This window comes from Streptomyces piniterrae (genome assembly GCF_005048155.1).
In the GTDB taxonomy this organism is placed as follows: Bacteria; Actinomycetota; Actinomycetes; order Streptomycetales; family Streptomycetaceae; genus Streptomyces; species Streptomyces piniterrae.
The window spans coordinates 33,928-45,564 of the sequence record NZ_SUMB01000021.1 but is presented as its reverse complement, the minus strand read 5'-3'; the positions used below and the strand labels follow the sequence as shown (position 1 = coordinate 45,564).

Here is an 11,637-nt window from a genome sequence, read left to right as displayed (position 1 = left end):
GGCCTTCCGCCCCCCGGGCCTCACGGCAACAGCAGCCAATCCGCCGCCAGTGCCGCTGCCAGGCCTACGCTCAGCAGCCAGGTGCCCAGCCGGGTGCGCCCGTTCCGGCTGAGTTCGATCACAATGCCGCAGAGTACGAGCGCGGCCCCGTAGACCCCGACCACCAGCACCGACGTACGAGACGCCAGGCGCACCACGAGCACCACCGCCATCGCACCCATCAGAACCGAGGCCAGGACAATGCGTATTCGGCGTGCCTGACGGGGTGTCAGCCCTACTCGGCTCTCGGGAAGGGGCTCTTCGCTCTCGGGTGCGTCCCCGGTTTCCGGTGCGTCCATGAGCGGAAATGCTACGGGACCGATGATCGTCGCCGCGCCCCGATCCCAGGCATTCCCCGCCACGCCCCACCACTCCCCCACGATCAACTCGCCCCACAACGAACCGCCCCGCACCAACCCCCGCACCGTCACCAACAACCAAGAGTCATTAACCGCATCCCCAAGCCCACACCGCCCACCCCCGCCCCCGGATTCACCGAACATTCACGCACCGCCACCCCAGGTCAATTCCCCGCAATTTCAACCCAGTTGAATAGCCACGAACCCCACCGAGCCACCACATCCTCGCCTTGACACGCCCACGCTCAGGTCACCTAATGTGAGATCCTTAGAATCGACGAGCAGCGTCCGGTGAACCGGCGTAAACGGGGGTAGCAGTGGCAGGCAAGGCATTCGACGTCGATCCGGATGTGCTGAGGACACAGGGGGACGTTTTCGTCCATATCGGCACCGACTTCTCCAATGCAGCGAAGAAGTTGCGACAGGGTGTCGACAAGGACGCCGCGGAAAAGGCGTTCGAGGGCTGCGACTTCGGCGAGATCTTCCTGACGATCTACGAACCCATCGCGAACGGCATGTTCGACTCGATGGACTCCCTCGGCGAACGCCTCGAAGGCATCGGCGACAAGCTCGGCTCCATGGCGAAGCAGTACGCCGAGTCCGACGAGCAGGGCATCCACACCATCAGCGCCGTCGGCCGCCCGCAAATCTGAGGCACCACCGCCGCACCGAGGCAGCCACCCCCGGGCCAACCCGGATAACCCGCTGCCCCCTCCCCACCCCTGCCTCCACCTCCCTCTCCACCTCACGCTCATCCCACTCAGCACTATTCGGCTACCACTGCACGGGGGACGATCACTGTGTCACTGACGCTGCCAGGCGAGGTCTCCTGGGTCCTCGACCTTCTCGGATTCTCATGGCCGGACGCCGACGAGGACAAACTCTTCGAATGCGCCCAGATCTGGCGCGACTTCGCCGAAGCCGTGAACCAGGCGAACTCCGATGGCTCGACCGCGGCCAACGAAGTCTTCTCCTCCAACTCGGGCGAGGCGGTCGAAGGCTTCTCCAAGGAATGGGGCGCCTATAACGGCAGCGCGGGCGGCGACAACTACTTCCGCGACGCGGCCATGGCCGCCGAGGTGATCGCACTCGCCTTCGACGCGGCCGCGCTCGCGATCATCGCGGGCAAGATCGCGGTCATTGTCCAGCTCGTGATCACCGCCGCCGAACTCATCGCCGCCCAGGCCGCCGCCCCCTTCACCCTGGGCCTGTCCGAACTCGGCGCGGCCGGCGCCACCCAGCTGTCCCGCGTTGCCATCCGCCAGATCCTCGACAAGCTCAAGCGCGAGGTCATGGAGGCGGCCACCAAGGCGATGGAACACGCCACGATGGACGCCATCAAGAAGATGACCAAGGACCTGGCCAAGAAGGCGGTGTCCAAGGAAACCCGCAAGCTGGCGATGAACTACGCCAAGCAGCAAATCAAGGAAACGGTCAAGGAGACCGTGGTCGAGGGGGCCAAGGAAAAGGCCACCGAAGCCGGCAAGGAGATGGCGGCAAACGTCGCCGAGCAAGGCATCGAAAGCCACTTCGGCGCACGCGACGGCATCGACTGGGGCGAAACCGCGGACATCGCCAAGGAAAAGGCCGGCGATTACGTCAAGGAAACCACCGACGCCCTCACCGACCCCCAGACCTACATCGACCACACCAAGGAAGACCTCGCCAACCGCGCGGAAAACCACACCAACCGTGGCCTGGACGCCGCCCAACGCCACGTGGACAGCCGCACCGGCGGCGCCGCCACCCGCCACCAGGACGTAACAGACGAGGCCCGCTCGCTGGTCACCGACGAGGTCCGCTCAGTCTTCGGCTGACCCCGGCCAACAACGCCTAACGGCCAACGGCCGCCGCCTCACCCAAAATGCCCTCGGGTTCTGTGGATGATCACCAACCATCCACAGAACCCGAGGGCATCACACATCCGTCAAACCCCTACCGCCCCGGCGGCTGATTAGGCGAAGCCGGCGGATAGTAACCAGGAACACCCGGCTGCTGCTGATACGAGCCGGGCGCCTGATACTGCCCAGGCTGCTGGAACGGAGCCGGCTGCTGCTGATAGGCGCCAGGCTGCTGCTGGTACGGACCGGCCTGCTGCGGGAACCCGGGGCCACCAGGACCGCCGTAGCCGCCGGGGGGCGGGCCGTTACGGCCGTTCTTCTTCCGGGCCACGACGATGACGATGGCGATAATCGCGACAACAGCGAACGCGCCAGCCGCGATACCCACAATGGCACCGGTACCGAGCCCGCTGTCATTCTCCTCGCTAGCCTGATCCCCGCTGTTACCGGATGCGCCAGGAGCGGTGGTTGCATTCTTGCCTGCTGACGGCGCCTCGTTGGGAATCCTCAGCGGACCGTTCTTGGGCCCAGCAGGAATGTCCGTCGTCAGCGCACGGTACGGGCGGATGAAGCCATACCCATAGTGCGGATCCGGGAGCTTCAGTCCTTTCTGACCTCTCGGCAGGCCGGCCGTCTTCACGAGACGATTGGCGATCTGACCGGCAGTGAGGTTGGGAAACTTCGAACGCAGAAGAGCTGCGGCAGCCGAGACATACGCTGCAGAGTCAGACGTCCCATTCGCGAGCCGGTACGGCTTACTTGCCGCCGCAGACCTGATGAGCGTGCCCGGTGCCGTCAACATGGTCTGCGGGCCGTAATTCGACTTATCCCAGACCCTGCCAGTCGCGTTGACTGCACCAACAGCAACTATTCCCGGGTAGGAAGTCAATTGATCAAGGTGCCCCACCCCCTCGTTGCCCGTTGCAACGACGAGGAAGACATCCTTCTTGACCACGTAGGCAAGGGCCTTCTTGTCTTCCTCCCTTAGAACAGCTTGACCAAATGACATGTTGATGACAGAAGCGCCGTTGTCACCGGCATACTTTACCGCCGCTGCCACGCCACCCGAGTCTGCGTCGTGAATTACATCGTCACCAAGAGGGATACTAACTGGCAAAATCTTGGCGTCCGGGGCCAGCCCTTTCACACCTGCTGAATTTCCAGCGCCATGCCCATGGCCGGCAATGATAGAAGCCATTGCCGTGCCGTGATCATCAACATGTTCTTGGTTGGCAGGCCCGCCGTTCAACGTCCTTCCCTGGCAGGACATTACCTCGCAAGTCAGGGTGATCGCCGTTGACGGGATCATCGATCACAGCGACTGTGACGCCTTTACCTGTTGATACCTTCCACGTGCTTGCAGCGTCGAACGATTTCAACGGCCACTGGTCATCTCTGATCTGATCCGCCAAAGCAGTCGGCGCGGAGCCGAAGAGCAGTGCTCCCGCCACCAGCGCGCCACCCACCGCACGCAACGTCCGCGTGAAGCTCATGCCGTAATCCCCCTAGACAGACTTGGGTCCGCAGCCCGAAGGCTGCGGACCTAAGTCGTTTCTGTCGATTGACTATCGCGAGCTAAGCGTCATCCTTGATCAACCACGGATCAGACCACGATGCTCGAGACAGCCACAGTCAAAAACCTGACTGCATCATGTGCTCAATTCCGGCCCTCACTGGCCCGGGGGCTGAGTCGGCGGCGCCGGCGGGAACCCCTGGGCGCCAGGCTGTTGCTGATACGCACCGGGCTGCTGCTGGTAGGGGCCAGGCTGCTGCGGGAACCCAGGGGCGCCAGGACCGCCATAACCACCAGGGCCACCGGGGGGCGGGCCGTTACGGCCGTTCTTCTTCCGGGCCACAACGATGACGATGGCGATGACCACAACAACGGCGAAAATGCCGGCGACGATGCCCACAATGGCACCGGTGCCGAGCCCACTGTCCTCTTGCTCGCTTGCCTCATCGCCACCCGATGCGCCAGCGGTCGATCCTCCGGCATCCGCGGTCGGGTCCGCCTTAGGAGTCTTCAGCGGGCCGTTCTTGGAACCAGGCGCAATGTCCTTGGTTAGTGCGCTGTAGGGCCGGATGACGCCATAACCGTAGTGCGGGTCGGGCAGCTGGAGGTTTTCCTTACCTTTGGGGAGCGCAGCCGTCTTGACGAGACGATTGGCGATCTGACCGGCGGTGAGGTCAGGAAACTTCGAACGCAAGAGTGCTGCGGCGGCGGAAACATAGGCCGTGGAGTCAGAAGTACCATCGGCCCGCCGGTAGGGGTAGTCAGACCTCGCTGCAGAAGCAGACGTGATCTGTACGCCGGGAGCCGAAAGCATCATCTGGCTACCCGCGTTGGACTTCGACCAGATGGCCCCAGTCTTTTCCACCGCTCCCACGGCAACAACCCCGGGGAATGAAGCCAAGGGGCCTAGGTCGGTCATCCCGTCGTTCCCTGCACCCACTACAACCAGGACGTCCTTCTGCCTCGCGTAGGTCAGCGCTTCCTTATCGGCATCTGAGAGAGACGGCACTTCAATCGACATGTTGATGACTGATGCACCCTGATCGACTGCATACTTGATCCAATCGCCAAGGTCGGTATCTTCCGCTCCTGCTCCGAATTCCGGCGTCCCAACGGGGAGGATCTTTGCATCCGGCGCTAGGCCCATCACGCCATCGGATTTGCCTCCACCATGCCCATGCCCGGCGATGAGTGACGCCATCGCGGTCCCGTGATCTTTCGTGCTCTCCTGATCACCAGGCCCACCATCAACGAAACTCTTACCCGGAAGCACATTGCCTTTCAAGTCCGGATGGTTTCCGTAGATGGGTTCATCGATTACCGCGACCGTGACGCCCTTGCCCGTCGATTCCTTCCATACGCTCTCAGCGTCAAACGCCTTCAGCGGCCATTGAGCGTCCCTGATCTCGTCTGCCAAAGCGGTCGGGGCGGCGCCGAAGAGCAGTGCTCCCGCCACCACCGCGCCGCCCACTGCACGCAGCGTTCGCGTGAAGCTCATGCCGTACACCTCTCCCTAACAAGGCGGGGCCCGCAAACCGAAGACTGCGGGCCCCGCTTCGATTCCGCCGATCACTTGATCTTGGCTGGCAGGTCCCTACTCGATGACCTTGGGCGCCACATTACGCTCCTTGGTCCAGGTCTCCTCATCCTCGACCAGGTAGTCAGGACGCTGCCCGCCGTTCTCAGCCTTGTCCTTACCCTTGCCGCCGTGAGCACCGGGAGCACCGGCCATACCCGCCGGACGGCGACCGCCAGTTGCGCCCTTCTGTGTGCCGCCACGGCTGCGGTGCAGGCCGGATCCTCCCTGCGCGCCAGCTCCGGCCTTGCCGGCCTTGCCGACGACACCGCCCTTCTGCCGCGCCATGGCACCGCCCTTGCCGCCGGCCCCCTTGGCTCCGGCGCCCTTTCCTGCGCCGGCAGCACCACCGGCCATGCCTGGCATACCGGCACGGCCGGCGCCCCGGGCACCCGCTCCGCCGCCAGCACCGCCCATACGGCCGGCAGCGCCGCCGACCATGCCTGGCATGCCGCCGCCACCGCCAATGCCCGAACCTGAGCCGCCACCGACACCAGAACCCGAAAGACCGCCGGTGCCTACGCCGCCACCGGCGCCGCCGCCAATTCCCCCGCCGGCGCCGCCGCCAGTGCCAAGGCCGCCTGAGAAGCCGTCAAGGCCCGTCCCGACATGCGGCGCGGGAGTCTTGGGCATGCTGCCGATCCCGCCGTCAATTCCGCCCGGACGCGGCGGTTCCATCGGGTTCGGGGTTGTGTATCCGCCGCCCTTCATGCCCGGGATCTTCGGTGCTGGCGCACCGCCCTTGGGGCCGGTCGGCGTCGGACCGAATGCCCCAATGCCTCCAATAGCCCCGCCGTTATCAGTGTCTTCTGGCCGCTGGATGCGGCCACCGTCATCAACCACATCCCGGTTCTTCTTCAATACATTTGCGCCGGCCCGATACGTCGTCGCCAGCTGCTCCATGTAGTGACCAGCCAACAGCGAAGCCTGCTTATCAGGATCGATGTTGCTTGCGTTCTTGGCAGCGGCATCCCCGATGGTCATGTTCGGGTTCTTGAGGTCAGCCTTCAGCTGCGAGTCATCGCGCCCGCCAGAAAAGAAGCCCACAACCCCGCCGATCACGGTGCCGGCACCCGGTCCGCCGAAGAAGGTTCCGACTACTGAGCCCTTTAGCATAGATCCCGCCGAGTCACCGACCTTGTCTCTCAGGTCATCAAGCCAGCTAGGCTCTTCGATCTCCTCAACGGCTTTCTTGGCTGCCGAGAGGTTTTCGCTGACCTGCTTCAGGACGTGGCCGGTGAGGTGCGGGTACGACGCGAGGTTCCCGAAGTCCTCGCTGATCCCTTGTGCCGCCTTAGCGAACTGATCAGCAGAGTGACCGTGCCAGGTTTTCAGGACCTTCATCACTGCATCATCGAAGTGCTTCTTGATGCCACTGTGCCAGTCCTCGCCGACGAGGGAGACGCGGACCTTCCTCCAGCCCTCGGCGACGTTGCCTACTTCGCCCGGGTTGGCCCCTACCAGCATCGTCTTGAGGTCCGCGAGCTCCTTTTCAGTGAACTGCGGGCGGCTCTTGAGGATCGCGGGACCTTGTTCTTGGGCCTCACCCGACCCCTTGGCCGGCGCAATACTTGTCTTTGGCTGATGAACCTGTCCCGGCTTGAACTCAGTTTCCTTCGATGCCATCTGCTGTCCCCCACTCCATCATCGAACATGTCCCATCTGTCACCTGTAATCCGCCGGGTGACGTCACTTCATGTTCATGCTGTTGTCCGCTTCCGCGTCCTGGTACGCGTCCCTGACCTTGGCCGACTTCTTCCCGAACGTGTCGATAAGGCCCTCGACCCTTTTCATCATCTTGTTGATGTCAGCCTTCACCTGGGCGTGAGCGCCATAGAGCTCGCTCACCTCGCTGAACCCTTCTCCCAGGACCCCCTGCGGCAGGTAGGTGCTGCTCTCAGCCGTGCTCGTCTCGTCGCCCATCTGCTTGAGGACGTGGTTGAGCTCCTTGACGACCTGGTCCAAGGCATCCAGGTCTACGCCGTACTCAGCCATGTTTAAGCCTCCCCGTGTGTACTGAAACCAGTCTTACGTCGCCAGTCGCGGATCGCGATGGCGGAGCCAACTACCGCGCCGACGGCGAGGAGTCCGCCGCCGATGATGTAGATGGCGATGCGGGCGCGTCGGTCCTCCGGGCTTTCCCCGATGTCCAGGACGGCCGGTTCGATGTTGGCGTCGGCTGCCGAGTTGTCCTTGTCCGGCTGCGGCGAGGCCGTGGGCTTGGTGTCGTCGTTCACCGCTGCCACCGGGTCCACGACGCCCCAGCCGATGTGCTTGTCCGGGCCCTTGTTCACGCGCTCCGCGGTCTGCTCGAGGTGCCAGATGACCTGTTCGGGCGTCCACTTGGGCTTCTCGTCCTTGTGCTTCGCCATGAGGAGGGCCGCGGCTCCCGCGGCGTATGGAGCGGCGAAGCTGGTGCCCTGGTCGACGCAGTTGCCGCCGTCCGGGACGGTGGAAACCATGGCGACGCCCGGTGCGGCGATATTGACGAAGCGACCGGACTGGGAGAAGGGCGCGCGTTCGTTGTTGCGGTCGGAGGCGGCTACGGCCAGGACGTTGCTGTACTTCTCCGAGTAGGCGGCGGGGTACATCTCCTTTTCCCCGCCGTCGGCGCCGCCGTTGCCCGCCGAGGCGACGATGAGGACACCTCGCTGTTCGGCCAGCGCTACCGCCTGCTCGAGTTGGGGCAGAAACTTCGGATTGGCGCCTGTGCCCTGGGAGATGTTGATGATGTTGACATCGGCATCAAGGGCCTGCTTGATGGCCTTGGCGAGGCTCTCTGCGGTTCCGGGCTTCTCTTCGGAGGTCTGCTGGAAGGGGATGACCTTCGCCCCGGGCGCGATGCCGACGAAACCGGAGCCGGGCTTGGGGCGGGCGGCGATGATGCCTGCGACCTTGGAGCCGTGGCCGACCTTGTCCACGGTCGCGTTTCCGTCCTTGACGAGGCTCTTGCCGCCCTCGCCGATCGCGGGTGCCAGCTGCTTGTTGCCGGCGTCGATACCGGTGTCGATGACGCCGACCCGTATGCCCTCGCCCTTGCCGAACTCCCACATCTGATTGGTCAGGAGGCGCTGCAGGGACCAGGGGGTCTCTTTGATGTCATCGGTGTTGAACTTGCACTCGCTGCCGTTCAGCGGCACGTTCTCGTCCGCGACCGCAGGTGCCGCGGTGGCGCAGGAAAGGCCGACGGCGCACACCGCCGTAACCAGGGCGACCGCCGCTCGTCGGCGATGCCCGGCTCGGTGACCAATGGCGCGAGATCCCACGGGTTGTCTGCTCTCCATGTGTGGCGGAATGGACGGAACGAGGGGTGAGGGAGGAGGGAGAAGTCTTGGGGCCGGGAGGCCTGGGTGCATATGTGGACGGCAGAAGGGCGAGCGCACCGTTGCAGCGCGCTCGCCCTCATTGACCACTGTGCGAGCCGTCGGGGCTGCTCAGCCGTTTGCCATCCCTGTCTGCGCTGACGCGCAGATGCTGGGTCAGCCTGCCCAGATACCGGCGTTCTTGCTCTCAGTGCTCTGGTAGTTCTGAGCCGCCTGGTCCAGCGCCTTGGCGATGGCCTCGAGCGTCGAGTGCAGAGAAGCGGCGCGCTGGTCCCACTCGCGCTGGCGGGCCTGGTAGCCCTCCTGCGCCGAGCCTTCCCAGCTCGCGGCGATCTTCTTCACGCCCGCCTCGAGGTCGTCGAGCTGCTGACGGATGTTGTTGGCCGTGCCACGCACGTCCTGGCTCGCCTGCTGGATCGTCGCAAAATTGACGAGGATCTGGCCACCCATGGTGTCCCCTCCGGGAGTTGATAAGGCCTGGTCGATTCAAATGCCGCAGCGGGCCCGGCAGGACTGGCCTGCTGCCCGTGCTGCGGCGGCTGGGCCGGTGCGCCGCGGGAGGCGGCGCGGCCCCATCATCCGAACGGGGAAGCCGAGGCGGAGACGTGCGAGATCGACTGAGCCTGCTCCTCTTCGGAAGCAGCGTAGTTCTTCGTGGTCGAGTCGATCGCTTCCTTGATCTCGCTCAGAAGCTGGTTGAGACGGTTCGCGTCCTCGTTCACCTGCGTCTGCAGCTGGTTGTACGAGGAGGCCGCAGCACCCTTCCACCCGGACGTGATGGTGTCGACGACCGTGTTCAGGCGCGAGATCTCACCCTGGATCGACTGGTTGACCGAGGAGATCTTGCCGCTGAACGCGACCATCTCCTCTTCAGTGGTTGTGTACTGCTGACCAGCCATAGTCAACGTCCCCCATGAGACTTGTACGTCGTACCGAGCTGTGCCGGTGAAGGCACTCGCGCCGGTCGGCATCTGTTGCTGATGCCTTAGGCCACTTTAACCACTCCACACGTCTGTTCCCAACAGGGTGCGGGGTCTTGTGACGGGATCACAACATTGTCAACTACCCGTCGCCGAAACGTTGTTCAGGGAAATCGGGCAGATATGACGCTATCGGTCAATAAGTGGAAGAGGTGCCGGCGGGGCGAAGATCACAGTGAGAAGTTTCGGTGCGGAAATCGGAAGCCATGTGGTATCGGTTCCCAGCATGTGTGGTATTGGCTCCCTGTATGTGCGGAAGGCCGCGCCGGCGCCCGATTTTTCCGGGGTTCGGCGCGGCCTCCGTGCGTCAGCGGGTCAGGAGCTCTGCGGCTTCTCGGCGTCGCTGACGGCCAGGTTCGGGCCCGCGGAGAGCAGGCTGGACCATGCCTTGAGGATCAGCGGCGGGTGGGCGCCCTTGTAGCCGAGGTGGATCTGCGCCTGGTCCACTTCCTGGTCGCCCTTGCCGGTGTGGGTGTTGCTGTCGTTGCCCTTCGGAACGGAGTAGCGCAGTCCGGTGTCGGTGACGAGGAACAGGCTGCCGTCACCGGCCTTCTGCGCGCCGGTGTTCACCTGGTTGAACAGCAGGCCGCTGCCGGGGGTGACGTACGAGTTGGAGCCGGCGGCGATCTTGGCCGGGTAGTCCTTGCCGACCCAGGTCTGCATGTTCGGCACACCGTTCGGGAAGCCGAGCGCCTTGCCCGCGTCACCCGGGTACTTGGTGCTGGTGCCCGTGTAGACGCTGCAGCTCACACCGTTGGGGGTGGGGCTGGTCAGACCGCCGGTCATCGAACCGGACTTGAAGTTGTTCGCGGCGTCGACGGCCTCGGTCGGCCAGGGCATCTCGATGTCGGTGTAGCTGCCGAAGGGAATGTTGCCCAGGTACTTCGCGGTCTTGTCGGGGTCCTGGGAGTCGGGCATCGGGTCGAGGGAGCCGGACGCCACCTTGGGCGCGATCACGCTGTCGCCGCCGTTCAGCTTCTGCCCGGTCGGCCCCTGGAGCAGGAGCTTGGCGACGAAGTTCGAGACCTGCTGGACACCCTGCGGGAGCACCACGTACTTCTGCCCCGACGAGCCGTCTTCGACCACCGTGCCGACCTTGTTGTACTTCTCCGGCACGCCCTTTCCGCTGCCCGGCTGGCCCACGCCCTCGATGGTCGGCATGTAGATCGGGAGCGGGCTCTTGATGAGCGTGTCCATCCAGTCCTGGGTGACCTTCTGCGGCACCGCCTCACCGAAGATGATCCGGCGCAGGGTGCTGTTGGCCTGTACGGGGTCCACGCCCGGCTGCTTGAAGCGCCCGTTCGCGAATTCGGCGAGGGTCGCGTCGAACTTGAACGCGATGCCGTTGGAGTCGACCAGCCACTTCTCGTCGTTCTCGTCCTCGACGTAGAGCGCCTGGTCCAGGTCGAGCTTGCCCTGGCCGTCGACCTTGCTCTTGTCCTTGTCGCCCAGGACGAACACGGCCTGCTGGGGCTTGCTGTTGGTGTTACCGCTGCTGCCGGGACGGTTGCACACCGCCCAGACCTTCGGCTTGTCGACGTCGTCCGTGCTGGGCAGCCGGTCCGGGGCATACGGGATGCCGACGGCGGCGCCGTGCGGGAGCTTTCCGTCCAGCTCCGCTTCCTTGACCGAGACAACCTTGAATTTGTCCGGGTCGAGAAGAAGCTTGGCCGATGCCAGGTTCAGGATGGGGTGAAGGAGTTTCTGGCCGTTCTTGTTTTTCAGAACGACATAGCGCGTGGTCGATTCGCTACCGACGAGGACATTTGTCCTTACCGCGTCCCACCCCTGCGGAGCGACCGGCTTGAGAATGCCGCACGCTCCGAACCCCACGAGGATCAACAACGCCACCATGATGCTTGGCATCACCGCCTTCAGCGGCTTCGGCGCGCTCTCGATCGAGCCGTTCGGCAGCGGCTTCAGAAATGCCGCATTCGTTCGCTTTCGCGCGAATGAATACGCATTCAGCTCGTCCCGACGTGATGCCATTGATGCTTTCTCTCCCC

12 protein-coding genes are annotated in these 11,637 nt (G+C 64.2%); 2 read left to right on the top strand and 10 right to left on the bottom strand.

The features are described from left to right. Positions 1–20: 20 nt before the first annotated feature. Complete coding sequence (locus FCH28_RS37425; protein ID WP_136744903.1) at positions 21–338, bottom strand: hypothetical protein; 318 nt, start codon at positions 336–338, stop codon at positions 21–23. 377 nt (positions 339–715) lie between these two features. Here FCH28_RS37425 and FCH28_RS37420 point away from each other — a divergent pair, with 377 nt between their 5' ends. After that, positions 716–1,051, top strand: a complete 336-nt coding sequence (locus FCH28_RS37420; protein WP_169314354.1) for a hypothetical protein — start codon at positions 716–718, stop codon at positions 1,049–1,051. Positions 1,052–1,198: 147 nt separating this feature from the next. Further along, positions 1,199–2,215, top strand: a complete 1,017-nt coding sequence (locus FCH28_RS38600; RefSeq protein ID WP_187364021.1) for a WXG100-like domain-containing protein — start codon at positions 1,199–1,201, stop codon at positions 2,213–2,215. 118 nt (positions 2,216–2,333) lie between these two features. Here FCH28_RS38600 and FCH28_RS37410 read toward each other — a convergent pair whose 3' ends face one another. From FCH28_RS37410 to FCH28_RS37375, 9 genes are all read right to left on the bottom strand, one after another. Continuing rightward, positions 2,334–3,488 (bottom strand): S8 family serine peptidase, encoded by a 1,155-nt coding sequence (locus FCH28_RS37410; protein WP_246103509.1) that lies wholly within the window; start codon positions 3,486–3,488, stop codon positions 2,334–2,336. After that, positions 3,454–3,732 carry a hypothetical protein gene (locus FCH28_RS39610; protein ID WP_246103508.1) on the bottom strand — a complete coding sequence of 93 codons (279 nt, stop codon included), beginning with the start codon at positions 3,730–3,732 and terminating at the stop codon, positions 3,454–3,456. The genes FCH28_RS37410 and FCH28_RS39610 overlap by 35 nt, the downstream gene beginning before the upstream one ends. 177 nt (positions 3,733–3,909) lie before the next feature. Beyond that, positions 3,910–5,250, bottom strand: a complete 1,341-nt coding sequence (locus FCH28_RS37405) for a S8 family serine peptidase (protein ID WP_136744902.1) — start codon at positions 5,248–5,250, stop codon at positions 3,910–3,912. Between the two features lie 96 nt (positions 5,251–5,346). After that, on the bottom strand, positions 5,347–6,954 hold the full coding sequence (locus FCH28_RS37400) for a hypothetical protein (RefSeq protein WP_136744901.1): 1,608 nt from the start codon (positions 6,952–6,954) through the stop codon (positions 5,347–5,349). 63 nt (positions 6,955–7,017) lie between these two features. Further along, entirely contained in the window at positions 7,018–7,323 is a 306-nt protein-coding gene (locus FCH28_RS37395; protein WP_136744900.1) for a hypothetical protein, read from the bottom strand. A 2-nt stretch (positions 7,324–7,325) separates the two neighbouring features. After that, the gene (gene mycP / locus FCH28_RS37390) at positions 7,326–8,594 is read right to left on the bottom strand and encodes a type VII secretion-associated serine protease mycosin (RefSeq protein WP_246103507.1); all 1,269 of its coding nucleotides are present in this window, start codon (positions 8,592–8,594) and stop codon (positions 7,326–7,328) included. A 213-nt stretch (positions 8,595–8,807) separates the two neighbouring features. Then, positions 8,808–9,101, bottom strand: coding sequence for a WXG100 family type VII secretion target (locus FCH28_RS37385; protein WP_136744898.1), 294 nt, complete (start codon positions 9,099–9,101; stop codon positions 8,808–8,810). Positions 9,102–9,226: 125 nt separating this feature from the next. Next, positions 9,227–9,550 (bottom strand): WXG100 family type VII secretion target, encoded by a 324-nt coding sequence (locus FCH28_RS37380; protein WP_136744897.1) that lies wholly within the window; start codon positions 9,548–9,550, stop codon positions 9,227–9,229. A gap of 396 nt (positions 9,551–9,946) precedes the next feature. Further along, a complete protein-coding gene (locus tag FCH28_RS37375) occupies positions 9,947–11,620 on the bottom strand; it encodes a type VII secretion protein EccB (protein ID WP_136744896.1) in 1,674 nt (557 codons plus the stop codon). Between the last annotated feature and the right edge of the window lie 17 nt (positions 11,621–11,637).

Coding starts and splice junctions, on each gene's coding strand:
- FCH28_RS37425 (WP_136744903.1), bottom strand. CDS start 338: ATGGACGCACCGGAAACCGGGGACGCACCCGAGAGCGAAGAGCCCCTT.
- FCH28_RS39610 (WP_246103508.1), bottom strand. CDS start 3,732: ATGAGCTTCACGCGGACGTTGCGTGCGGTGGGTGGCGCGCTGGTGGCG.
- FCH28_RS37405 (WP_136744902.1), bottom strand. CDS start 5,250: ATGAGCTTCACGCGAACGCTGCGTGCAGTGGGCGGCGCGGTGGTGGCG.
- FCH28_RS37400 (WP_136744901.1), bottom strand. CDS start 6,954: ATGGCATCGAAGGAAACTGAGTTCAAGCCGGGACAGGTTCATCAGCCA.
- FCH28_RS37395 (WP_136744900.1), bottom strand. CDS start 7,323: ATGGCTGAGTACGGCGTAGACCTGGATGCCTTGGACCAGGTCGTCAAG.
- FCH28_RS37385 (WP_136744898.1), bottom strand. CDS start 9,101: ATGGGTGGCCAGATCCTCGTCAATTTTGCGACGATCCAGCAGGCGAGC.
- FCH28_RS37380 (WP_136744897.1), bottom strand. CDS start 9,550: ATGGCTGGTCAGCAGTACACAACCACTGAAGAGGAGATGGTCGCGTTC.
- FCH28_RS37375 (WP_136744896.1), bottom strand. CDS start 11,620: ATGGCATCACGTCGGGACGAGCTGAATGCGTATTCATTCGCGCGAAAG.